The organism is Frondihabitans sp. 762G35 (assembly GCF_002074055.1).
Taxonomy (GTDB): domain Bacteria; phylum Actinomycetota; class Actinomycetes; order Actinomycetales; family Microbacteriaceae; genus Frondihabitans.
Window position 1 is genome coordinate 2,102,993 of sequence record NZ_CP014619.1, and the last position, 23,611, is coordinate 2,126,603.

Annotated in this window: 22 protein-coding genes; 6 read left to right on the top strand and 16 right to left on the bottom strand. The window is 71.6% G+C overall.

The window, feature by feature from the left end:
- Positions 1-53 precede the first annotated feature (53 nt).
- Positions 54-1,067: a lysylphosphatidylglycerol synthase transmembrane domain-containing protein gene (locus AS850_RS10050; protein ID WP_119868992.1), complete on the top strand. Its 1,014-nt coding sequence runs from the start codon at positions 54-56 to the stop codon at positions 1,065-1,067.
- Here the strand turns inward: AS850_RS10050 and rfbA are convergent.
- Positions 1,031-1,903: a glucose-1-phosphate thymidylyltransferase RfbA gene (gene rfbA / locus AS850_RS10055; protein WP_119868993.1), complete on the bottom strand. Its 873-nt coding sequence runs from the start codon at positions 1,901-1,903 to the stop codon at positions 1,031-1,033. The genes AS850_RS10050 and rfbA overlap by 37 nt on opposite strands.
- Positions 1,904-1,913: 10 nt before the next feature.
- Complete coding sequence (locus AS850_RS10060) at positions 1,914-2,561, bottom strand: dTDP-4-dehydrorhamnose 3,5-epimerase family protein (protein ID WP_119868994.1); 648 nt, start codon at positions 2,559-2,561, stop codon at positions 1,914-1,916.
- A 124-nt stretch (positions 2,562-2,685) separates the two neighbouring features.
- On the opposite strand from AS850_RS10060, the gene rfbB reads away from it, so the two are divergent.
- Genes rfbB through AS850_RS10075 form a run of 3 tightly spaced genes read left to right on the top strand, consistent with a single transcriptional unit; the run spans position 2,686 to position 5,655 of the window.
- Positions 2,686-3,672, top strand: coding sequence for a dTDP-glucose 4,6-dehydratase (gene rfbB / locus AS850_RS10065; protein WP_119868995.1), 987 nt, complete (start codon positions 2,686-2,688; stop codon positions 3,670-3,672).
- A complete protein-coding gene (gene rfbD / locus AS850_RS10070) occupies positions 3,669-4,541 on the top strand; it encodes a dTDP-4-dehydrorhamnose reductase (protein ID WP_119868996.1) in 873 nt (290 codons plus the stop codon). Before rfbB ends, rfbD begins: the two co-directional genes overlap by 4 nt.
- On the top strand, positions 4,516-5,655 hold the full coding sequence (locus AS850_RS10075; protein WP_119868997.1) for a glycosyltransferase family 4 protein: 1,140 nt from the start codon (positions 4,516-4,518) through the stop codon (positions 5,653-5,655). The genes rfbD and AS850_RS10075 overlap by 26 nt, the downstream gene beginning before the upstream one ends.
- A gap of 321 nt (positions 5,656-5,976) precedes the next feature.
- Here AS850_RS10075 and AS850_RS10080 read toward each other — a convergent pair whose 3' ends face one another.
- From AS850_RS10080 to AS850_RS10110, 7 genes are all read right to left on the bottom strand, one after another.
- Positions 5,977-7,323, bottom strand: coding sequence for an LCP family protein (locus tag AS850_RS10080; protein ID WP_236940674.1), 1,347 nt, complete (start codon positions 7,321-7,323; stop codon positions 5,977-5,979).
- Positions 7,320-7,787, bottom strand: a complete 468-nt coding sequence (purE, locus tag AS850_RS10085) for a 5-(carboxyamino)imidazole ribonucleotide mutase (protein WP_119870254.1) — start codon at positions 7,785-7,787, stop codon at positions 7,320-7,322. The genes AS850_RS10080 and purE overlap by 4 nt, the downstream gene beginning before the upstream one ends.
- Before the next feature lie 85 nt (positions 7,788-7,872).
- Positions 7,873-9,009: a 5-(carboxyamino)imidazole ribonucleotide synthase gene (locus tag AS850_RS10090; RefSeq protein WP_119868998.1), complete on the bottom strand. Its 1,137-nt coding sequence runs from the start codon at positions 9,007-9,009 to the stop codon at positions 7,873-7,875.
- 43 nt (positions 9,010-9,052) lie between these two features.
- A complete protein-coding gene (locus tag AS850_RS10095) occupies positions 9,053-10,363 on the bottom strand; it encodes a UDP-glucose dehydrogenase family protein (protein ID WP_119868999.1) in 1,311 nt (436 codons plus the stop codon).
- 9 nt (positions 10,364-10,372) lie between these two features.
- Positions 10,373-10,918: a PH domain-containing protein gene (locus tag AS850_RS10100; RefSeq protein WP_236940675.1), complete on the bottom strand. Its 546-nt coding sequence runs from the start codon at positions 10,916-10,918 to the stop codon at positions 10,373-10,375.
- Between the two features lie 3 nt (positions 10,919-10,921).
- Entirely contained in the window at positions 10,922-11,791 is an 870-nt protein-coding gene (locus tag AS850_RS10105; protein ID WP_236940676.1) for a biotin--[acetyl-CoA-carboxylase] ligase, read from the bottom strand.
- A complete protein-coding gene (locus AS850_RS10110) occupies positions 11,788-13,485 on the bottom strand; it encodes a hypothetical protein (protein ID WP_123955487.1) in 1,698 nt (565 codons plus the stop codon). Before AS850_RS10110 ends, AS850_RS10105 begins: the two co-directional genes overlap by 4 nt.
- Before the next feature lie 12 nt (positions 13,486-13,497).
- Between AS850_RS10110 and AS850_RS10115 the strand changes: the two genes are divergently transcribed.
- Both AS850_RS10115 and AS850_RS10120 read left to right on the top strand, forming a co-directional pair.
- Entirely contained in the window at positions 13,498-15,144 is a 1,647-nt protein-coding gene (locus AS850_RS10115; RefSeq protein ID WP_119869001.1) for an acyl-CoA carboxylase subunit beta, read from the top strand.
- A complete protein-coding gene (locus tag AS850_RS10120) occupies positions 15,141-15,428 on the top strand; it encodes an acyl-CoA carboxylase epsilon subunit (protein WP_119869002.1) in 288 nt (95 codons plus the stop codon). The genes AS850_RS10115 and AS850_RS10120 overlap by 4 nt, the downstream gene beginning before the upstream one ends.
- 460 nt (positions 15,429-15,888) lie before the next feature.
- Here the strand turns inward: AS850_RS10120 and AS850_RS10125 are convergent, their stop codons facing one another.
- From AS850_RS10125 to AS850_RS10155, 7 genes are all read right to left on the bottom strand, one after another.
- Positions 15,889-16,998 (bottom strand): SDR family oxidoreductase, encoded by a 1,110-nt coding sequence (locus AS850_RS10125; protein WP_119869003.1) that lies wholly within the window; start codon positions 16,996-16,998, stop codon positions 15,889-15,891.
- Positions 16,999-17,102: 104 nt separating this feature from the next.
- On the bottom strand, positions 17,103-18,791 hold the full coding sequence (gene phoA, locus AS850_RS10130; protein WP_119869004.1) for an alkaline phosphatase: 1,689 nt from the start codon (positions 18,789-18,791) through the stop codon (positions 17,103-17,105).
- A gap of 140 nt (positions 18,792-18,931) precedes the next feature.
- Positions 18,932-19,192, bottom strand: a complete 261-nt coding sequence (locus AS850_RS10135) for a LuxR C-terminal-related transcriptional regulator (protein ID WP_119869005.1) — start codon at positions 19,190-19,192, stop codon at positions 18,932-18,934.
- Positions 19,189-20,304, bottom strand: a complete 1,116-nt coding sequence (locus AS850_RS10140; protein ID WP_119869006.1) for a hypothetical protein — start codon at positions 20,302-20,304, stop codon at positions 19,189-19,191. Before AS850_RS10140 ends, AS850_RS10135 begins: the two co-directional genes overlap by 4 nt.
- A complete protein-coding gene (locus tag AS850_RS10145; protein ID WP_119869007.1) occupies positions 20,301-21,566 on the bottom strand; it encodes a sensor histidine kinase in 1,266 nt (421 codons plus the stop codon). Before AS850_RS10145 ends, AS850_RS10140 begins: the two co-directional genes overlap by 4 nt.
- Positions 21,556-22,278 (bottom strand): response regulator transcription factor, encoded by a 723-nt coding sequence (locus AS850_RS10150; RefSeq protein ID WP_236940677.1) that lies wholly within the window; start codon positions 22,276-22,278, stop codon positions 21,556-21,558. The genes AS850_RS10145 and AS850_RS10150 overlap by 11 nt, the downstream gene beginning before the upstream one ends.
- A gap of 73 nt (positions 22,279-22,351) precedes the next feature.
- Positions 22,352-23,581 (bottom strand): class I SAM-dependent RNA methyltransferase, encoded by a 1,230-nt coding sequence (locus AS850_RS10155; RefSeq protein ID WP_119869009.1) that lies wholly within the window; start codon positions 23,579-23,581, stop codon positions 22,352-22,354.
- Between the last annotated feature and the right edge of the window lie 30 nt (positions 23,582-23,611).

The following is a 23,611-nucleotide window of genomic DNA, read 5'->3' on the forward strand; positions in this document are numbered from 1 at the left end:
CTCCTAGAGTGTCCGAGGGCGATTTTCTGTCGCCGCAAGTCTAAAGGAGCACCGTGACCACGAGTCCCACCGACGCGACGGACGTCGACGCGCCCCGATCCCGGCGCGCGACCGTGATCCTCTACGCCAAATGGTTCTTCGGCGCCGTGGCCCTCGCCCTCCTCGTGGTCGGGGTCGTCCGGCAGTGGTCGAAGATCGTCGAGGGCCTCGCCCAGATCGACCTCGTGACCGGGATCCTCGCCGTCGCCTTCACCCTCGTGGCGCTCGTGTGCAACATGCTCTCGTGGAAGGCCGTCATGTCGGCCGTCGGATCGCCCGTGCCGCTCCCGGCCGCGGTCTCGATCTTCTTCGTCGGCCAGCTCGGGAAGTACATCCCCGGAGGCGTCTGGTCGATCGCCGCGCAGGCGGAGCTCGGTCGGGCCTACGGCATCGCCCGCGGCCCGAGCGCCCTCGCCGCGATCACCTCCATGCTCATCGGCATGGTCACGGCGGCCGTCGTCGCCGTCACCGGGCTGCTCCTGTCGTCGAGCGAGGGGCTCGCCACCTACTGGTGGCTCTTCGTCATCGCCGTCGTCGGGCTGGTCGTCCTGGCGCCGCCGATCCTGGGCCGCCTCGTGAACCTCGCCCTGCGCCTCCTGCGTCGCCCCGCCCACGTCGACCACCTGACCTGGACGGGCACGATCGGCGGCTTCGTCTGGTCGGTCGTCATGTGGGTCTCGTACGGCGTCCAGGCGACGCTCCTCCTGCGGGCCTTCGGCGCCTCGGGCCCGGGGCTGTTCGCCCTCGCGATGGGCGCCTACGCCGCGGCGTGGCTGATCGGCTTCCTGATCGTCATCGCCCCGGCGGGCCTCGGCGCCCGCGAGGGCGTGCTCCTGCTGCTCCTCGGCACGGCGACCGCGCCGGCCGCGGCCCTCAGCCTCGCCGTCGTGAGCCGCGCGATCATGACGCTCGGCGATGTCGTGCTCGCCGGAATCGGCGCCCTCGTCGCCTCGCGCCGTCGACGAGCGCTCGCCCGCGAGGAGGCGACGTCTCAGTCCTCGGGGCCGTCGACCAGGCTCAGCAGGTAGGTGCCGTAGCCGCTCTTCGTGAGCGGCCCGGCGAGGGTGCGGAGCCGGTCGTCGTCGATCCACCCGGCGCGCCAGGCGATCTCCTCGATGCAGCCGATCTTGTGGCCCTGGCGCTGCTCGATGACGCGGACGTACTCCGACGCCTGCATCATCGACTCGTGCGTGCCCGTGTCGAGCCACGCGGTGCCGCGCTCGAGGACCTGGACCTGCAGGAGCCCCTCGCGGAGGTAGCGCTCGTTGACCGACGTGATCTCGAGCTCGCCCCGCGGACTCGGCTCGATGCCCTTCGCGATCTCGACGACGCGGTTGTCGTAGAAGTAGAGCCCCGGGACGGCGTAGTTGCTCTTCGGCCGGACCGGCTTCTCCTCGATCGACAGCGCCTTGAAGTCGTCGTCGAACTCGACGACGCCGTAGGACCGGGGATTCGACACGTGGTACGCGAAGATCATCCCGCCGACGGGGTCGGTGTTCGCGCGGAGGTTCGAGCCGAGGCCGACCCCGTGGAAGATGTTGTCGCCGAGCACGAGGGCGACCTTCTCGTCGCCGATGAACTCCTCGCCGATGAGGAACGCCTGCGCGAGGCCGTCCGGCGACTCCTGCACCGCGTAGGTCAGCTCGATCCCCAGATCGCTGCCGTCGCCCAGGAGGCGGTGGAACTGGGCGGCGTCGTCGGGGGTGGTGATGATGAGGATCTCGCGGATGCCCGCCGACATCAGCGTCGACAGGGGGTAGTAGACCATCGGCTTGTCGTAGATGGGCATCAGCTGCTTGGAGATGCCCTTGGTGATCGGGTAGAGCCGGGTGCCGGAGCCTCCGGCGAGGATGATTCCGCGCATCGGCGGCCTCCTAGGCGTCGTGCGGCGCGGCGCGCAGCGGGGTCGGTTCGGCCCGCGCCGTGCGCAGCGAGTCGTAGTAGGCGAGGCACTCGGCGAACGAGGGCAGGAGCCCCTGCTCGGCGGCCTCGGCGAGGGTCGGCGCCGCAACGTCTTTCGGCGACAGGAGCCGCTCGTCGAGCTCGAACGGGAAGGTGAGGCCGATCTCGGGGTCGGTGACGCTCAGCCCCTTCTCGCGCTGGGGGTTGAACACCTCCGAGACGAGGTAGTTGACCGTCGCGCCCTCCGTGAGGGCGACGATGGCGTGCCCGAGGCCCTCGGAGAGGTAGATCGCGCGCCGGTCGACGTCGTCGATGACGACGGAGTCCCACCGGCCGAAGGTCGGCGAGCCGGTGCGGATGTCGATCACGAAGTCGATGAAGGCCCCCTTCGGGACCGAGACGTACTTCGCCTGGCTCGGCGGGACGAGGGCGTAGTGGATGCCCCGCACGACCCCGCGGGTCGACACCGAGGTGTTCATCTGCTTGAGGTCGAGAGCGTGCCCGACCGTCGCCTGGACTGTCTCGAAGCGGTACTGCTCGAAGAAGACGCCCCGCTCGTCCGCGTGCTGCTTCGGCGTGAACTCCCACGCCCCCGGGATCGACAACTCACGTATCTGCACGCACGCAGTATATCGGGTGGCCTCGCACGGACCCGCTCGGCCCGCACGGCCCCGCTCACGGGGGTGCCGCGACCCGCGCCCGCTAGCATCGAGGGAACGCCCGCGAACGCAGAAAGATCATCCCATGCGCATCCTCGTCACCGGCGGCGCCGGTTTCATCGGCTCCAACTTCGTCCGACGCACGCTCGAAGACGCCTACCCGGGTCTCGAGGGGGCCGAGGTCACGGTGCTCGACGCCCTGACCTACTCGGGCAATCTCGAGAACCTCCGCGCCGTCGCCGACTCCCCCCGCTACCGCTTCGTCGAGGGCGACATCCGCGACGCCGACCTCCTCGATCAGCTCTTCCCGGGGCTCGACGCCGTCGTGCACTTCGCCGCCGAGTCGCACGTCGACCGCTCCGTCCGCGACGCGTCGATCTTCGTCGAGACGAACGTCCTCGGCACGCAGCGGCTCCTCGACGCCGCTCTGCGCCACTCCCTGCCCCGCTTCGTCCACGTGTCGACCGACGAGGTCTACGGCTCGATCGACGAGGGCTCGTGGGCCGAGGACCGCCCGCTGGAGCCGAACTCCCCCTACTCGGCCTCGAAGGCCGGCAGCGACCTCCTCGTGCGCAGCTACCACCGCACGCACGGGTTGAACGTGTCGATCACGCGCTGCTCCAACAACTACGGCCGCTACCACTTCCCCGAGAAGATGATCCCGCTGTTCGTCACGAACCTCATCGACGACCGGCACGTCCCGCTCTACGGTGAGGGCCTCAACGTGCGCGACTGGCTGCACGTCGACGACCACACGCGCGGGATCGCGCTCGTCGTCACCTCGGGGCGCGCGGGCGAGATCTACAACATCGGGGGCGGCACCGAGCTCACGAACAAGGAGCTGACGGGGCTCCTGCTGGAGGCCACCGGCAGGGACTGGTCGTACGTCGACCGCGTGACCGACCGCCTCGGCCACGACAAGCGCTACTCGGTCGACATCTCGAAGATCCGCGCCGAGCTCGGCTACGAGCCGCGGGTGCCCTTCGAGGAGGGCCTCGCCGACGTCGTCCAGTGGTACCGCGACAACCGCGCCTGGTGGGAGCCGCTGAAGGCCCGCGCGGCCCTGTCGTGAAGTACCTCGTCACCGGGGCGCGCGGCATGCTCGGCAGCGACCTCGTCGAGGCGCTGTTCGGGCGCGACGTCACCCTGCTCGGCCGGGCCGACCTCGACGTCACCGACGCCGCAGCCGTGCGCGACGCCGTGGACGGCCACGACGTCGTGTTCAACGCGGCCGCCTGGACGCGCGTCGACGACGCCGAGACGCACGAGCAGGAGGCACGGGCCGTCAACGCGCTCGGCGCACGGAACCTCGCGGAGGCGACCCGCGACTCCGGCGCGAAGCTCGTCCACGTCTCGACCGACTACGTCTTCGACGGGCAGGGCACCGAGCCCTACGCGGAGGACGCCCCCCTGGCCCCGCTGAACGCCTACGGTCGCACGAAGGCCGAGGGCGAGACGCTCGCCCTCGCGGCGGACCCTGACGGCACTTACGTGGTGCGGACCGCCTGGATCTACGGGAAGCACGGTGCGAACTTCCCGAAGACGATGCTCCGGCTCGCCGAGAGCCACGACACGGTGAAGGTCGTCGCCGACCAGGTCGGGCAGCCCACCTCGACCGTCGACCTGGCGGCGCGGATGGTCGCGCTCGTCGACGCGGACGCGCCCGCCGGCGTCTACCACGGGACCAACTCGGGACGCGCGAGCTGGTACGACTTCGCCCGGGCGGTCTTCGAGGTCGCCGGCCTCGATCCTGATAGGGTCGAGCCGACCGACAGCTCCCAGTTCGTCAGGCCGGCGCCTCGACCGAGCTTCAGTGTTCTCGGTCACGACGCGTGGCGGAGAGCGGGCTTCGAGGCCATGCGCCCTTGGCAGGAAGCGCTGACCGAGGCCGCCGCCACAGGAGTATTCGACACAGATGATCACGCTTCGAGTAGTCGTTGACCAGATCCTCGCACCCGTCCCGGGGGGGATCGGCCGCTACACCGAGGAGCTGACGAGGGAGATCATCCGCGTCGCGCCACGGGGCTGCGACGTCGAGGGGATCGTCGCCGCGCACCCTCAGGCCGACTACGACCGCCTCGAGGACGCCCTCCCCGGACTGGCCAGCCTCTACCGCTCCGTGCTGGGTCGTCGCGAGCTGTCGATCGCCTGGCAGACCGGGGCGATCGGCCTGCCCGGTCGCGGCATGGTCCACGGCACGAGCCTCCTGACACCGCTGTACAAGCACGACCGCTCGCTCGACCCGTCGACACAGACGGTGGTCACGATCCACGACACGGTGCCGTGGACGCACCCCTCGACCCTCACCGCGCAGGGCGTCCGCTGGCACCGCGCGATGACGAAGCGGGCGCACCGCTTCGCCGACGCGGTCGTCGTCCCGACGCACGCCGTCGCCTCGCAGCTGTCCGAGTACTACGACTTCGGGGAGCGCCTCCGCGTCATCGGCGGGGCCGTGAGCAAGGAGCTCGCCGTGCCCGACGACGCCGACGAGATCGCCGACTCGCTCGACCTGCCGGAGCGCTACGCCCTGAGCGTGGGGACGCTCGAGCCGCGCAAGGGCCTCGAGCCTCTGCTCCAGGCGATGGCCCACCCCGACGCGCCGGACGTCCCGCTGCTCGTCGTCGGACCGGAGGGCTGGGGCGACGTGCGCGTGGCCGAGGTCGCCGAGCGGCTCGGGCTCGGGCCCGACCGCGTGCGCGTCCTCGGGCGGGTGCCCGACCGCACGCTGGCCGTGCTCCTGCAGCGTGCCTCGGTGTTCGTCTTCCCCTCGCTGGCCGAGGGCTTCGGTCTCCCCGTCGTCGAGGCTCTGAGCCTCGGGACCCCGGTGGTCCACTCCGACGCGCCGGCGCTCGTCGAGGTCGCGGCGGGCGCAGGAGTCGTGGTGCCGCGCGACGATCCGGCCGGCTACCCGGAGCGGCTGGCCCAGGCGATGTTCCAGGTCGTCAACGACGTCGCTCTGTCGACGCGGCTCGGGGTCGCCGGGCTCGATCGCGCGCGGGCGTTCAGCTGGCGGGACTCCGCCGAGAAGGTGTGGCAGCTGCACGCCGAGATCTGAGTGCGGGGTCGGGCGGGGCTCCTGCGGTGTCGCGCTGCGTGAGGCTCCACGATGTGCCACGCTGCCCGGACGTGAGCGGCAAGTCGTGGAGTCTTGCGGGATCGGGGGCTCCCCGGCGCAGTGCACCCCGCGCGACACTCCACGATTCGCCACGCTGCGGGAACGTGAGCGGCGTGTCGTGGAGTCTCGCAGGATCGGGGGCACCCCGCGGCACCCCACCCCGCGCGACACTCCACGATTGGCCACGCCCCAAGAACGTGAGCGGCCTGTCGTGGAGCCTCGCGGGGCGCGGAGGGCGGGCGGGGCGGAGCGCAGCCGACGCTAGGGCGCGGGGACCGCCGGCGCCGCCTTGGCCACGGCCGCGCGGATCGCCGCGAAGTCCGGCCGCACGTTGTCGTAGGTCGGCGGGACGATCTCGAGGTCGGTCATCGGCTGCGACTTCGCCTTCACGGCCAGCGTCACGAACTCCGACAGCATGCCCTGCGGGATGTCGGTCTTGACGATCTGCGTCCCCGCCGTCGCCACCTGCTGGAACTTCGACAGCACGGTCGCGGGCGTGAACTGCTTGAGCACGGCCTGCTCCACCGTCCGCTGCCGGGCCATGCGGTGGTAGTCGTCGGTGCCGTGGCGGGCGCGGGCGAACCAGAGCGCGTGGTACCCGTCGAGATGCTGCACGCCCGGCTCGATCCAGCCGTCGACGTTGATCGGCTGCCCGTTCGCGTCGATGCCGCCGTTGATCGGGATGCGGTAGGGCACGTCGACCGTGATGCCGCCGAGGGCGTCGATCAGGTCGGTGAAGCCTCCCATGTCGATGAGCGCGTAGTACTGGATCGTGAGCCCCGTGACACCCTCGATGGCGTCGCGCTCCGCCTCGATGCCCGAGTTGCTGCCCTGCTTCTCGGCGTCCGGATAGAGCTCCGGGTGCTGCTCGCCGTAGGTGTAGAGGAAGCTCACCAGGCAGTCGTCGCCGCAGGTGTAGCCGTCGGGGTAGGGCCCGTAGAGCGGCGATCCCTCGCGGAACGGCGCGTTGTAGAGGTTCCTCGGGACGCCGATGATCGTCGTCTTGCCGGTCGCCGCGTCGATGCTCACGACCGACAGGCTGTCCGGGCGGAGACCCGTGCGGTCGGCTCCGGCGTCGCCGCCCATCAGCAGGATGTTGTACCGCCCGTCGACGGGGGCGGCGACGTCCTTCTTCGACGAGAACAGGGAGTCGAGGAGGCCGTGCTGCACGCCCGAGAGGTAGGAGCCGTAGGCGGCCGTCCCGGCGGTTCCGACGAGCACGACCACGGCGAGCGTCGCCACGAGCCCGCGCGCGAGCGGAGCCAGCCGCACGAAGCGGACGAGGCGGAGCGTGTCGATCGTGAGGACGAGCCAGAGCACGGCGTAGTACGCGAGGAAGACCTGCACCACCGTCAGCGCGGCCGTGTTCGTGGCGACGTCGAGCAGGAGGGTGCGGGCGAACAGGGCCGACAGGATCACGAGAACCACGAAAATCCAGAACAGGAACGTCGACACCAGCCCGAAGCGACCGAGTCGGCGGTTCCCGGCGACGACCTGCGCCGAGCCGGGCAGGAGCACGTTCAGGGCGACGAGCCACCAGGCCCGCTTGGTCATGATCCGGGGCGAGGCCGCGTCCGGGGTGCGGACCGGCGTCGCGGCGAGGCTCACAGCGCTCGCTTCAGAGCGGCGTTCTTCTCCTCGACCAGGTCGGCCAGGCTGGCCGCGTAGTCGGCGAGGCGGGCCGCGATCGCAGGATCCGAGGCCCCCAGGATGCGCGCCGCGAGGAGTCCGGCGTTGGCCGCCCCGCCGATCGACACGGTGGCGACCGGGATGCCGGCGGGCATCTGCACGATCGAGAGCAGCGAGTCGAGGCCGTCGAGCTTGGCCAGGGCCACCGGCACACCGATGACCGGGAGGGTCGTGACCGACGCGAGCATGCCGGGGAGGTGAGCCGCGCCTCCTGCCCCCGCGATCACGACGTGCAGACCGCGCCCCGCGGCCTCGCGACCGTAGGCGATCATCTTGTCGGGCGTGCGGTGCGCGGAGACGACCTCGACCTCGTGGGCTATGCCGAACTCGGCGAGGACGTCGGCAGCCGCCTTCATGGTCGGCCAGTCGGAGTCGGAGCCCATGACCAGGCCGACGAGCGGGCGCGGGGTCGTCGGGGCGTCGGACACGGTCAGATCGGGTTCTGGCAGCACCCGGACAGGCTAGCCGCTAGCCCGCGAAGAACTCGGCAGCGGCACGCGCGCGGAACACGACCTCGTCGAGGTCGTCTCCCGAGACGGTGACGTGGCCGACCTTGCGACCCGGGCGCGGGCTCTTGCCGTAATCGTGGACCTTCGCGTCGGGCTGGTCGCCGAGAGCGTGGGGCAGACGGTCGGCGAGGGTCCCGTCGAGCGGACCGCCCAGGATGTTGACCATGACGCTCCAGGGCGAAGCGGTACCGGTGTCGCCCAGCGGGAGATCGAGGACCGCGCGGAGGTGCTGCTCGAACTGGCTCGTCGTCGACCCGTCGATGGTCCAGTGGCCGGTGTTGTGCGGCCGCATGGCGAGCTCGTTAATGAGGATGCGGTCGTCGGTGGTCTCGAACAGCTCGACCGCCAGAACGCCGGTGACGCCGAGGCGTTCGGCGACGGTGCGGGCGATGCTCTCGGCCATGTCGGCCACCCGGCCGGCCGACCCGGGGGCGGGGGCGATGACCTCGGCGCAGACCCCGTCGCGCTGGATCGACTCGACGACCGGCCACGCGACGATGTCGCCGCTCGGGCGGCGCGCGACCGACTGGGCCAACTCGCGGCGGAACGAGACGAGCTCCTCGGCCAGGAGGGCTCCCCCGGTGGACGGATCGCCGAGACCGTCGAACCAGTGGGCGACCTCGTCGCTCGAGGACACGACGCGGACGCCCTTGCCGTCGTAGCCGCCGCGGGCGGTCTTCACGACGCAGCGGCCGCCGTGGTCGGCCAGGAACGCGTCGAGGTCGGCCGGCGTCGTGAGTCGCGCCCAGTCGGGGACGGGCAGGCCGAGATCCGTCAGCCGCTCGCGCATGACCAGTTTGTCCTGAGCGACGAACAGCGCCTCGGGCGTCGGATGCACGGCGATGCCGGCCTCGACGAGGGCGCGCAGGACGCTCTGCGGCACGTGCTCGTGGTCGAACGTGACGACGTCGACGTCGCGCGCGAACGCGAGCACCGTCTGGGCGTCGTGGTAGTCGCCCACCTCCGTCGCGGCCAGTCGCGCCGAGGAGCCCTCGGTCTCGGCCAGGACGCGGATCTCGAACCCGAGGTGGATCGCGGGGGGAACCATCATCCGGGCGAGCTGCCCTCCGCCGATCACGCCAACCGTCAGTGCCATGGGGTGCTCCTCGTGCCTGTCTCTCGGAATCAGCGTAGCGCCGCTACGGGCGCCCGAGGCCTCGCAGGACGAAGCCCTCGGCCCGCCAGGCGTCGGCGTCGAGGCAGTTGCGCCCGTCGACGACCACGGCGCGCGAGACGAGGGCCTTCACCTCGGCGGGGACGAGGTCGCGGAACTCCCGCCACTCCGTCAGCACGAGCACCGCGTCGGCGCCTCGAACGGCGTCGGCGGCCGACCCGGCGGTCACCAGGCTCGGCAGGCTGCGCGTGGCGGTCTCGTTGGCCTCGGGGTCGTACGCGGTGACGTTCGCGCCGGCCTCGACGAGCTTCTTCACCACGTCGAGCGCCGGCGAGTCGCGGACGTCGTCGGAGTCGGGCTTGAACGCCAGGCCGAGGACGCCGATCGTCGCGCCCTCGAGGTCGCCCACGAGTTCGCGGGTAAGGGTGACGACCCGCTCGCGGCGGCGCAGGTTGATCGCGTCGACCTCGCCGAGGAAGGACAGCGTGTCGGCCAGGCCCAGCTCGTCGGCCCGCGCGCGGAAGGCCCGGATGTCCTTCGGCAGGCAGCCGCCCCCGAAGCCGAGACCGGCGTTGAGGAACCGGCGGCCGATGCGGGCGTCGTGGCCGATGGCGTCGGCGAGCTGCGTGACGTCGGCTCCCGTCGCCTCCGCGATCTCCGCCATGGCGTTGATGAACGAGATCTTCGTCGCGAGGAAGGCGTTCGCCGAGACCTTGACGAGCTCGGCCGTCGCGTAGTCCGTCACGATGCGCGGCGTGCCGGTCGCGAGCGCCGTGGCGTAGACCTCGTCGAGGACGGCCGTCGCGCGCTCCCCCGCGTCGCCCTGCGGCACGCCGTAGACGAAGCGATCGGGAGCCACGGTGTCGCGGACGGCGAAGCCCTCGCGCAGGAACTCGGGGTTCCAGGCCAGCGTGGCGCCGGCTCCTGCGCCCTCGACGACGCCCGCGAGACGCGCGGCGGTGCCGACCGGGACGGTGGACTTGCCGACCACGAGGTCACCCTCGCCGAGGTAGGGCAGGAGCCCCTGGACGGCGGCGTCGACGTAGGTCAGATCGGCGTTGAAGCTGCCCTTCGTCTGAGGTGTCCCGACGGCGACGAAGTGGACGGTCGCCTCGGCGGCCGCGGCCATGTCGGTGGTGAAGCGGAGCCGGCCCGTGGCCAGGGCCCGCGACAGGACGTCGGGGAGACCCGGCTCGAAGAACGGGGCGCGGCCCGCCGAGAGTTCGGCGACCCTGTGCTCGTCGACGTCGATACCGACGACGTCGTGTCCGAGCTCGGCCATGCAGGCCGCGTGGACCGCTCCGAGATAACCGCATCCGATCACTGAAATACGCACACGACGACCCTAACGGACCCCGAAGCCGTCTCGGGACTGCGCCGACTGCTCCTGCTGTCTCATCCGCGCGACCTGGTTGAGGTTCTCCTCCATCAGGTCGTGCAGGGTCGACTGGACGAGGTCGGCGCTCGGGACGTCCCAGAGCACGATCGGCCGCTCGAGCCCGGTGTTGATGAGCACGTCGCCGGAGCGGAAGAGGGTCTGGGCGCCGTTCTTGCGGACGGTCAGGTCGTAGCCCCGGGTGTGCATGAGCTCCTGGCGGGTCCGGACGAGGAGACCCCTCCGGATGATGATGCGCCGGGTCGTGATCGTGTAGTGGCGTCCGAGCCAGGCGAGGAGCGGAAGGAGCCAGAGCAGCGCGACCAGGCCGAGGGCCACGAGCGGCAGCGCCTGGTTCATCCACGCCTCGGGCAGGGTCCCGGAGAACCAGCCGCCCAGCGCGCAGATCGCGATCAGGGCGACCGACGGCCAGAAGAGCACCCGGGCGTGGGGTCGCAGGCGCGCGATGACCTGCTCCTGCGGCGGGGCCGCGAAGGTCTGGTCATCGGTCGACATGCGTCATTCATACCTCAGGTGGGTGACGTCTCCCGCGGCCACTCGGACGATCCCCGATTTGTCATCCGGAAGGACGACGAGCCGGCCGGCAGGATCCAGGCCCGTCGCGCGCCCGTGCAGGTCGGTCCCGTCGGGCAGCTCGACGCGAACCCGGCGGCCGACCGTGTCGCAGGCGGCCTCGACCTCCCGGTGGAGGCCGGACGCCGTGGCGTCGCCGGAGGCGCTCGCCAGACGGTCGAGCAGGGCCCCGAATCGCGCCACGAACGAGGACAGCACCCGGTCGGCGACGTCGACCGCCTCGCCCTCGACGCCCTCGAGCCGGAGCGACGTCGAGACCGCCGTCGGAAGGTCGGGCCGGGCGATGGTCAGGTTGACCCCCACGCCGACGACGACGCCGTCGGGCGCACCGTCCACGGTGGTGACCTCCGCCAGGATGCCCGACACCTTGTCCCCGCCGATCTGGACGTCGTTCGGCCACTTGAGCAGGACCGGACGCGCCTCCGGGACCCCGTCGAGCAGCTCCTGGATGCCGCCCTCGAGCGCGTGCCCCGCCAGCAGCGGCAGCCAGCCCCACGCGTCCTCGGGCAGCGCGGCGCCGCGAGCGTCCCGCGGGCGGACCAGGATGCTCGCGGCCATCATCTGCCCGGCCGGCGCGGTCCACGCCCTCGCCAGCCGACCGCGGCCCGCGCGCTGCTCGAGGGAGACGACGACGGTGCCCGCGGGCGCGGTGGGCGCCCGGAGCACGAGGTCGTCGTTGGTCGAGCCGGTCACGCCGAGGTGGACGAGGCGCGGCACGACCCGCCGCGACAGGGCGAACCCGTCCGGAAGCTCCTGCGCCGCCTCGCCGGACCCCGACGGCGGGGAACCCGTCACCACCCGAACCCCCGCAGGGCCGCGAGCATCTCGGCGCTCGTCCCGATGCGCTCCGTGAGGATCGCCTCCCCGGCCGTACCGCGGTAGTCGTAGATGTCGTACGTGCCGCAGGCGACGACGTCGCGCGGCGGACCGAGAGCGGCCACGGTTCCTCCCAGGTCGGCGTCGCGCGGCTCGTCGCGCGGCCTGATGAGATAGCCCACCCGCGCACCCCGGTAGGGGGCGAGGTTGACGAGCCAGGGATAGACGTCGAGGGTGTCGGTGATCTGCAGGAGGCGCACAGTGGGCCCCGCGTACGCCGCGAGCCCCCTGCCCGTCCAGAACTGGGTCGCTCCGGCGACGGCGACGTGCTCGTCGCGCACCCAGTCCGTCAGGCACGCGGCACCCGTGTCGCCGGAGCCGGCGCCGGTCGCCAGCAGACGGCCAGCGGCAGGCGTCGCGACGACGACGGCGGACACCACGGCGGCGAGCGCGACGACGGCCACCCCGCGTCGAGCGGTCACGTCCCGCGGCCGCGGCGTCGAGGCCACGAGGGCGACGAGCCCGAGGAGCGGTGCGACCACCAGCGGGATCGCGTAGCGGGTCGAGATGCTGCCCGTCCAGATCAGGGCGATCGGCAGGAGGACGATCGTCGCCGACACGGACGCGAAGACGAGGGCGGCGGCGTCCGTCCTCCCCCGCCTGACGGCGCGCACGGCGCCCATCACCGATGCCACCGCGAGAGCCAGGACGAGCAGGAGCTCGCCCACGCCGCGCGGCGTCGACACGAGGTCCCGGAGTGCTCCCCCGAAGAACGCGATGCTCGTCGCCTGACCGTCCCAGCGGAGGTACTCCTGCTGCCGGGCGATGATGAAGCTCGTGAGCGGCGCTCTGCCGAGGTAGCCGGCGACGGACCCGGCGACGAGGGCCGCGGCGGCGACGAGGGGCCCGAGCATCCTGCGGTCGCGCGCCCGCCGGAGCCGCACGAGCGTCGACGCCCCGAGGGCGAGGCCGAGCGGGGCCGTGGCCCAGAGGGCGAAGAGCGGATTCGACAGGGTGGCCAGCCCCGCCACCAGGGCGAGGCCGAGGACGGCCCACGGGAGCGATCCGCGGCGGGCCGGTCGGACGGCTCCGCGGGCCCGCGGCCAGGCTGCGACGTGGAGGGCCAGCGCGAGGGAGGCGACGAGCGCCATGACCGTGCCGGAGTAGTAGGTCGTGGTCAGAAAGAGCGTCGCGAGCTCGGCGGTGTTCCCGCCGGCGGTCGTCTCGAGGAGGCAGAGGAGGGTGAGGGCGGCGACACCGACGAGGGCCGCGACGACGGGGCGGGCGGGGCCCGGTCGGGCATCCTGCGTGCCGCTCGCGACGACCCGGGAGGCCACGGCGCGGAAGAGGCCGTAGAGGATCACCACGTTGAGCACGCCGTTGAGGAGGAGCGAGGACGCGACCGTGGTCGTGACAGCGGCGGACAGCAGGTAGAGGGGCAGCTCGGGGAAGACGAACAGCACGGGCGAGAGACCCCACTCGAACGGCTCGCCCCGCTCGAATGACGCTCGCATCAGCGGCAGCAGGACGGAGTCGGCGTCGCTGAGGAGGAGGGGCCGCTTCGCCGTGCCGAGCGCGTGCGCCAGGGCGATCAGGGCGAAGGCCGCGCTGAGCAGGACGCCGAGCGCCTCCCAGCCGAGGCGCACCAGGCGGGTGGGTCGACGCGAGGGCACGGTCGGACACTAATGCATCGACGCCGGGAGGCCGTTAGTAGAGTTGACGCCGTGACTGACGACCTCCCCTCGAACGCCAAGCCCGATCTCCACACGACGGCGGGCAAGCTCGCCGATCTGAAGGAGCGCTATCACGAGGCCGTGACCGCGGCCGGTGAGGCGTCCATCGCGAAGCAGCACGCCAAGGGCAAGAAGACGGCCCGCGAGCGCATCGACCAGCTCCTCGACGCCGGCTCGTTCGTCGAGATCGACGAGTTCGTGAGGCACCGCACCCACGCGTTCGGCATGGAGGACAAGCGGCCGTACGGCGACTCCGTCGTCACCGGCACGGGAACGATCGGGGGCCGCCAGGTCGCCGTCTACTCGCAGGACTTCACGACCTTCGGCGGATCGCTCGGCGAGGTCGCCGGCGAGAAGATCGTCAAGGTGATGGAGCTCGCGCTCCGCACCGGCGTGCCGATCATCGGCCTGCTCGACTCCGGCGGGGCGCGCATCCAGGAGGGCGTGGTCGCGCTCGGAAAGTACGGCGAGATCTTCCGGCTGAACACGCGCTCGTCGGGCGTCATCCCGCAGATCTCCATCATCATGGGGCCGGCGGCCGGAGGCGCGGTGTACTCCCCCGCCCTCACCGACTTCGTCGTCATGGTCGACAAGACGAGCCAGATGTTCGTCACGGGCCCCGACGTCATCAAGACCGTCACCGGCGAGGACGTCGGCTTCGAGGAGCTCGGCGGCGCGCTCACCCACAACAAGATCTCCGGCGTCTCGCACTACCTCGCCGAGAACGAGGACGACGCCCTCGACTACGTCGCGACCCTCGTCGGCTTCCTGCCCGACAACAACCTCGCCGATCCGCCCGTCTTCGAGGCGGCTCCCGAGATGGAGACCACCGACGCCGACCGTCAGCTCGACACGCTGATTCCCGACTCACCCAACCAGCCCTACGACATGCTCACCGTGATCGAGCACATCGTCGACGACGGCGACTTCCTCGAGGTGCAGCCGCTCTTCGCGCCGAACATCGTGATCGGCTTCGGCCGCGTCGAGGGACGGACGGTCGGCATCATCGCCAACCAGCCGTCCGTCATGGCCGGGACCCTCAACATCGACGCCGGCGAGAAGGCGGCGCGCTTCGTTCGGTTCTGCGACGCGTTCTCCATCCCGATCCTGACGCTCGTCGACACCCCCGGATTCCTCCCCGGAACCGACCAGGAGTGGACCGGCATCATCCGCCGCGGCGCCAAGCTCCTCTACGCCTACGCCGAGGCCACCGTCCCGCTCGTCACGGTCATCACCCGCAAGGCCTACGGCGGGGCCTACATCGTCATGGGCTCCAAGCAGCTCGGCGCCGACATCAACCTCGCCTGGCCCACGGCCGAGATCGCCGTCATGGGCGGCCAGGGCGCCGTCAACATCCTGTACCGCAGCGAGATCAAGCGGGCGACGGAGGCCGGCGAGGACGTCGCGGGCGTGCGCACGCGCCTCGCCAACGAGTACACCTACAACGTGGCGTCGCCCTTCCTCGCGGCCGAGCGCGGCGAGCTCGACGGCATCGTCGAGCCGGCCGCGACCCGCGTCGCCGTCATCAAGGCGCTCCGCGCGCTCCGCACCAAGCGGGCCTCGCTGCCGAGCAAGAAGCACGGGAACATCCCCCTGTGAGCGGCCGGCACGCCCTGCAGGAGCCTCGGGGAGACGAGCCTCACGAGGCCGCCTCCCCCGATCCCGCCGTCCCGGGCGCCTCCATCCGCGTGCTCGCGGGCTCGCCGACGCCCGAGGAGCTCGCCGCCGTGACGGCGGTCCTCGCTGCTCTGGAGGCCGAGGAGTCGGCCGCGGCCGCGCGGCGCACCGTCCCTCGCGGGCAGTCCGGCTGGCAGGAGAGCCAGCGGAGCCTCCGGGTGCCTCTGCACCCCGGTCCGGGCCGCTGGAGCCGCTCCGCCGGGTAGAAACGGCGAACTTTGTCCCCCGTCCGGTCGGCGTCGGCCGGTCGAGCCTCGGCGTTTCCCCCTGTACGGGGGGCACGGGGCTCCTGCTATCGGGGTGGATGTCGCCCCGGTGTCCCCCAAAATGACGACTATCTTGACAGGTAAGGGACCACCATTATTACTAGTGCTAGGTGTCTCTCTCAGAGTTACACCACCGAACAGGGTCTTCTAGGGTAAGCGGGCCATCGACTGTTCGGGGGCGAGTCAGGGCGACATTCGGGTTGTCGCCCTGACTCGGGGCTTGCGAAGGGCCGGACGGGTGTCCGGCCCTTCTGCGTTTCCCGGGGGCGGTGTTCCCCCGGGGCGGTGCTTCCCGGGCCGGTGTTCCCCGGCGGGGTGAGCCGCCCCCGGCGAGACTCCACGACCCGCCGCTCACCTTCGTGAAACGCCGCACATCGTGGAGTCATGGCCCCGCGTTCCCCTACGGGATCAGGCGCGCCGCCCGGTACCGGTCGAACAGGTCGGCGAAGGCCCGCTCGGTCCGGCGGAACGACAGGAAACCCGCCTCGCGGCTCTTGCCCATGTCGGTGACGACCTCCATCGCGCGACCGAGATCGGCGTCGGTGTGCCACCACGACGCGAGCCGCGACAGGTCCGACTCCGCGAGGCCGTGCTTCGCCGCGATGCCGGGCCACGCCGCCTCGTGCTCGGCCATCTGCTGCTCGAGGGGTCGCGCAGATCCCTCGAAGCCGACCACCCTCGCGGGATCGACCCCGAGACGCTCGGCGAGCCGCGGCCACATCCAGCGCCAGCGGAAGACGTCGCCGTTGACGATGTTGAACGCCTCGTCCCGACCGGCGGGTTCCGTGGCCGCCCACACCATCTGCTCGGCGAGGACGCCGGCGTCGGTCATGTCGGTGAGGCCGTTCCACTGCGCCTCGCTGCCGGGGAAGACGAAGTCGAGGTCGAGCTCCTTGGCGATCGTCGCCTGCACCGCGAGCGTGAGGCCCATGTTCATCGCGTTCCCGACGGCATAGCCGATGACCGTGTGCGACCGGTGCACGGACCAGGTGAATCCCTGACGGGCCGCCGCCGCGAAGAGCTCGTCCTCCTGGGCGTAGTAGAAGTTCGGGGTGTCGAGCCGGGGCTCCTCCTCGTGGAACGGCGTGTCGGGCATCTCGCCCGCCGCGTACGCCTCGAACGGCCCGAGGTAGTGCTTGAGGCCCGTCACGAGGGCGACGTGCTCGAGCGGAGCGTGGGCCAGGGCGGCCAGGAGGTCGCGGACCATGCCGCCGTTGACGGCGATGTTCTCCGCCTCCGTCTCCTGCCGCTGCCACGCCGTGAAGAAGACGTGGGTCGGCCTCTCGGGCGCGAGGGCGTCGCGGAGGCTCTCCGGGTCGCGGAGGTCGGCGGCGATCCCGCGGACGCCCGGCGCGGATGCGGCGCTCCGGGAGAGGGCGAGGACGGTCCACCCCTCCCCCACCAGCTGCTCGACGAGGGCGGATCCGGTGATGCCGGAGGCGCCGACGACGAGAGCCGTGCGGTCGCCGCGGGTGGCGCGGGAGTGGTCTGTCTGCGTGTCGTGGGGCATGGTGACCCCAACCCGCCGGCTCCGTCGATATTCCGTCGAGGCCCGCAGGATCAGGACGGCCCCCTCCCACGAGGTGGGGAGGGGGCCGTCCGTCGGGCCGACGTCTACTTCGTGACGCGCAGCTTCACGACCGCGTCGGTCCCGCTCTGGACACCGTGCAGCGTCACGGCGACGTCACCCGTCCGCGCGGGAGCCGTGTAGCGGAGCGTGACGGTCCCGTCGATGACGTCGACCGTGCCGAGATCCTCGGATCCTGCCGTCACCCGGACCTGGCGGTCGCCGCCGAAGCGCGTCCCGGTCAGGGTGATCTTCTCGGACGGACGCGGTCGGACGTCGTTCGCCGTGGCCCTGGCCGACGCGCTGAAGCGATCGGTGTCGCGATCGAGTCGGAGCGAGCGGGTCATGGTGAAGAAGGTGTCCGTCTGGTCGGTCAGTCCGACGACGTTGGCCGCTCCGGGTCCGTAGGCGGCGATCCGGACCTGCGTCCCCGTGTGCTGCTGCGACCCACCCGCGGCGGCCGTGCCGTAGGCCACCTTCATGACGGAGCCGTCGGCCGTGAGGAGCGCTGTGCTCAGGGTCGCCGGCGGGGTGTTGTCGACGATCTGGCTGGAGTGGGCGTGATCGGCCGTGGCGATCACGAGGGTGTTGCCGTCCTTCTTCGCGAAGGCGAGGGCCGCCTGGACGGCCTCGTCGAAGTCGAGCGTCTCGCCGATCTGACCGCAGGCGTTCGCGGCGTGGTCCTGCTTGTCGATCGACGCGCCCTCGACCTGGAGGAAGAAGCCCTTGCCGTTCTTCGGCTTGTCGAGCAGCGAGATCGCCTTCGTCGTGAGGGCCGGCAGGCTGAGGTCGCTGCCGAGGCGGGCGGGGTTCGGCGTGCAGGTGACCGGCGCGGCGTTGGCTCCGCCGACGGTCGCCGGAGTCGCGGCGAACCGGGTCGGGAAGTTGCCGGGCGTGAAGAGGCCCAGCAGGGGCTTCTTCTGGTCGGCGGTCTTCACCGCGGCCAGGGCCGCGCCGTCCTGGACGACCTGGTAGCCGCGCTCGGACGCCTGGTCGAAGAGCGTGCGTCCGGCGTAGGCGCCGGCCTTCGCGGTCTGCAGGAAGCTGGTCTGGCCGCCACCCAGGGTGACGTCGGGACGCGTTCCGATCAGCTGCTCGCTGATCGAGCCGAGGCCGCCGGCAGTGAGGGCATCGCTGCCGCAGACGGCGGTGTCCGGGCCGTAGCAGCCGCGGTCGGCGACGTGCGCGACCTGGACGGCGGGAGTCGCATCCTGGATCTCCGCGGTGCTCACGTCACCGGTCCGCAGGCCGTTCGCCTTCGCGATCTCGGTGAGGGTCTTCTGCGGGGTGCCGTCGATGTCGACCGAGATCGCGCCGTCGTAGGTCTTCGTGCCCGTGGTCCAAGCGCTGCCGGAGGCGGCCGAGTCGGTCACGTAGTCGGGCTTGCCCTTCGTGGGGCCGTCCTTCGCGAGCGAGTAGGTGGTGTACGAGCCGGTGAGCGGAAGGGCGTCGAGCCCCGGGAGGCGGCCGGCGGCACCGTAGGCGTAGTTGCGGGCGATGGTGATCTCGGAGTCGCCCATCCCGTCGCCGAGCAGGAAGATGACGTTCTTCGCCTTCGAGCCGTCAATCGCGGCGCGCACGTCGGACGTCTGGTCGCCCGACAGCCGGGTCGCCCCTCCGTTCTGCGAGAGCGCGAGGCCGGCACCGGCGACGGCGGCGCTCGGGAGGAGGACGGCCGCGGCGACGACGACGACGCCCAGGCCGAGGGCGCGCTTGCGCGCGGCAGGACGGTTCACAACAGGATTCTTCACATCGATCTCCAGGTCGGGTGACCCCCCATCGGGGCACGTTCCCAGCCTCGACTAGAAGAAGCGATAGGAGATGAACGGCAGGCGAGCGGCCGGCGAACGGTACCGCTCGCCTTCGCGTCGCCGGGCTAGGCCTCGGGCAGCAGGTCGTCGGGCACGACGAGGTTGCCGGTCAGCTCCAGCGGGAACTGATCGCTCGAGAGGATCCCGGAGACGATCGCGAGACCGATGAGCGCCGGCAGCGTCGGCGTGCGGAGCATCTGCTGGAGACGTCCGACGTGGTACGCGACGGTGGCCGGGCTGATCGAGAGCCTCTCGGCCACGGCCCGGTAGGTGTTCCCGCGGCCGATCCCCTCGAGGATCTCGGCCTGACGCCGGGTGAGGTTCATTCGTCGTCGTCGTCGAACGGCACGGGCACGAATCCGGCGACGCGCGGGATCTGCAACCAGAGGCTGACCTCGTCCTCCCCGTCGTCGTCGTCCTCGTCGTCCTCGACGTCCACGTCGGAGCCGCTGGTGCCGCTCCCGAGGGCGCTCGACTGGAGGTCCTCCGAGCTGAGCCCGACCACTGTGACGGCGTAGTCGCCGCCGGGCGCCACGGTCCTGATGATGAGGCGGTCGGCCGAGGCGTCGCGGATCGCGTCGGCGAGCGCCCGGTGCACCCGGTCGAGCTCGACGTCGTCGAGGTCGTCGATCCCGCCCTCGTCGAGGAGGCTGACGACGGTGCCGCGCCGTCGCGCCGCCATGACCTCGCGGCGGACGTCGTCGCTGAGCAGGCGCCGCCCGCGGATCTCGTCGCGGATGGCCCCCTCGAGGTTCAGGCACTCCTGACGCTCCTCGGCCGAGAGGTCGCCGCCGGTCGCGACGATGCGCTGGAGCATCGGCCTCGCGGTGCGCCCGGTCTGCAGGAGCCGGTACTGCCGCTCGTTGACGTGGGCCTCCTGGGCCGCCTGCCAGTCGGCCGCCTCCTGCTCGGCCCGGATGAACTCGCGGGTGTCCCGGCTCGCCCTGGCCAGCGTGGCCTGCAGGGCGTGCGAGATGGCGACCCAGCTGACGCTCCCCAGCACGCCGAGGTTCGCCAGCTCGGCGAAGTTGCCGCTCCAGATGACGGAGTGGACCACCAGGAACCCGACCCCGATCCAGGCGAAGCCCTGGCGGCGCCGGGTCGAGACGATCACCATGAGCGTCCCGACCGCGGCCACGTACCAGGTCGCGTAGCCGTTGCCGCCCTCGCGGTGCGGGTCGAGCTGCGAGGCGACGGCGAGGGGCAGGATGATCGCCACGGCGAGGGCCACGGAGGCGAGCCACACCGGCAGCAGGAGGTTCTTCGTCTTCGGCGGCCACAGCACGGCGGCCGTCGCCGCGGCGTACAGCACCATCGACACGACGACGGGGCCCGGATGCGCGGGGATGTCGATCGACGCGGCTGCCAGGAGCAGGTGGTAGAGCGAGAAGAGCGCGGCGAGCCCGACGGGCAGCCAGCGGGGCAGTCTGACGTTCACGCGACGTCCTCCGAGATCGATGTGGCCACGGCGGGCTCGGCCGGGGTACGGCGCGGCCAGGTGAGGCTGATGACGGTGCCGGAGCCCATCTTGGTGTGGATGACGGCCTCGCCCCCGGCGTTGGAGAGCCGTTCGGTGATGGAGACGCGGACGCCGAGCCGCTCGCCGGGGACGGACGACGGGTTGAACCCCGGACCCGTGTCGCCGACGTCGACGGCGACGCCCTCCGCGGCCCAGTTGAGGCTGACCCACCGGGACACCTCGGGCCCGCCCGCGTGCTGCACGCTGTTGACGATCGCCTGCACGGCGGCCGAGTAGAGAGCCTCCGCGGCGGGCGCGGGGATGACGTGACCGTCGAGACCCTTGGCGCGCACCTCGACCTCGGCTCCGAGGTTGTCGATGAAGACGCCGATGCGCTCCCGCATCGACTCCAGGCTCGTCGACGACTCGTCGAACGGGGTGGCGCTGGCGGCGCTCGTCAGGTGCGCCATGGCGTTGCGGGCCATGGTCGTCGCCAGGGCCTTCTCCTCGGGGCTGAACGCCCGGGCGGCCGAGAGGAAGGTCGTGAGGACGCTGTCGTGCACGATGGCGTCGACCTGCACCCGCTCGACCTCCGTCGCGTGCTCGCGGATGGCTCCCGAGTAGCGGGCCACGGCCGTGCCCTGCGCCTGGTCGACCGAGGTCGAGGCCTGGCGCAGCAGGATGATGAGGATGAGGACGGCACCGCCGAGGATGACCGAGTACGAGCCGTCGAGGGCCGCTCGGAGGGGTGATGCCCCGCCGCCGGACGGCGTGAGGCGGATCAGCCCGTAGACGAGCGGCGCGATCAGCAGGTAGCCGGTCGCCACCCAGCGCGAGAAGGCGATGGCCGCGGCCGAGGTCGCGACGGTGACCAGGTACCAGAGCCAGGGGACCTGCGGTTGGACGACCGCGGGATCCTGCACGGCGAGGGGCCAGGTGATGAGCGCGACGAGGAACGAGATCGCGAAGAAGGCCGCCGTGATCTCGACGCCGCGCATGACGACGCCCGTGGCGCAGGTGGCCAGGATGCCGCCGAAGATGGCGAGCGAGATGATCCACGCCCACACGGGCTGCATGCTCGCCTGCTGACCGAGGGCGAACGGCACGGCCTGGAGTCCGAAGACGAGACCGAGCGCGGCGAGACCACGACCGAAGACCTGGTCGAGCAGCGGCCCGCTGATCGGGTTCCGCGTCGACCGCTGTCGGAGTTCGGGTACGGGGGGGACCCCGTCAGCGGCCATCGCCGCCGTCCGCGTCCAGACCGGGCAGGATGCCGTCCTCCACCGCGCGGCGCAGCAGGTCGACCTTCGTCGGCGCGGGGCGGCCGACCTCGACGTACTTCACGCGGATGCGGTCGAGGTACTCGCGAGCGGTCGAATAGCCGATGCCGAGCTGCTGGGCGGCGAGCTTGAGCGGGAGGCCGGAGGCGTAGAGGTGGAGGATCTCGCGCTCGCGCCTTCCGAGCTGCGCCTTGGCGAAGTCGCGGTCGGCGTCGATCGCGCTCGCCCACTCGAGGTTGTTGAGGACGTCGCCGCGGGCGACGGTCGCGACGGCGGCCATGACGGTCTTCGTCGCGGAGGACTTGGGGATGACGCCGGCGGCTCCCGCGGCGAGCGCCTCGCGGACCGAGGCGACCCGGTCGGCGATGGAGTGGACGAGCACGGCCGAGCCGGTCGCCTGGACGCGCTTGACGTTCTCGGTGACCGTGGAGCCGTCGCCGAGGGAGAGGTCGAGGACGACGACGTCGACCTCGCGGCCGGCGAGGTTGTCGACGAACTCCTGCACACCGGCGGCGGTGAGGATGACCTGGAAACCCTCGTTCTGGCAGGCGGCCTGGATGCCGAGCCGGACCGACTCGTGGTCGTCGACGATGGCCACCCGCACGGGCTTCGCCACGGGGGCGACCCCTTCGTTGTCAGCAGCCTGGTCCGTCGTGGTATCTGACACGATCATCCTTCGTTCGATGGGCGCTCGAGTCCCTGATTCCCGGGCGTCACCAGCCGAATCCTATCGGCACCCGACACGGTCATCGCGTCAGGCGCACGACCGTTTCGAGGTGGTGCGTGTTCGGGAACAGGTCGAAGGCGCGGAGGGCTTCGAGGTGGTAGCCGCGCTCCGCGAAGAGCGCGACATCCCTGGCCAGAGCGACCGGGTCGCAGGCGACGTAGACGATCTGGGCAGACTGCATCGACGCTAGGCGGTCCACGACCTGGCTGCCAGCCCCCGAGCGGGGTGGGTCGAGGACGATCGTCGCCGCACGGTGCCTGGAGCGGTCGCCGGCGGAGGCGTGCTCGGCGAGGTCGCTCACGAACCGCTCGACGCGACCGGTGACCGCCTGGGCGCCGATCCACTCCTGCAGGTTGTGCGCGGCGTGGTCGGTCGCGCGGGAGTCGCTCTCGACGCTGGTGATGCGCGTCGCCTGGCCGAAGCGGTCGCCGACGGCGGCGGCGAGGAGGCCGACTCCGCCGTAGAGGTCGAGGTTGGCCGCCCGCGGATCGAACAGCTCCGGGTCGACGAGGGTGCCGACGGCCTCGGTCAGCGTCGAGGCCGCGCCGTGGTGCACCTGCCAGAACCCGCCGTCGTCCAGGCGGAACTCGCGGTCGCCGACCCTCTCGGTGATCGTCGTCCGGGCCTGCTTCCCGACGATCAGTCGGGCTCCGCCCTCGGCCGGGGCGAGCACGTCGACGTGCTCCTCGCCGGGGAAGCGCTGGTCGAGAGGCGCGGCCTCCTCGACCGCGAGGGTGGCGAGGGGGAGGTCGTCGACGTCGACGACGGTGTGGGAGCGAGCCGCGTACGGGCCGGGGCGACCGTCGTCGTCGACGTGGAGCCGGATCCGGGTCCGCCAGCGCGCCCCGTCGACGTCGTCGTCACCCGGGAGGGCCTCGACGACGACCTCGGGCGCGATGTGCGCCATGCGCTGGAGGGCCTCGACGAGGACCTGTCGCTTGAGCTCCCGCTGGTGCGCCAGGGCGATGTGGCCGAACTCGGCGCCGCCGGCGCGCCGGGCGGGGTCGTGCCGGATGCTCGCGGCACCCCAGACGTGCTCGCGACGGTGCTCGGAGGGCTCCAGCACCGCGACCGTGTCGGCGCGCCAGAACGACTTCTTGCGGTCGTCGGTGATGCGCGCCCGCACCCGCTCGCCGGGGATCGCGTCGGTCACGAAGACGACGCGACCCTCGAGACGCGCGACGGAGATCCCGCCGTGCGCGATGGTGGTGACGTCGAGATCGACGTCCTGGCCCTGCATGTCACCCATGCGTCCAGTCTGGCGCATCGCGGGGTCGTC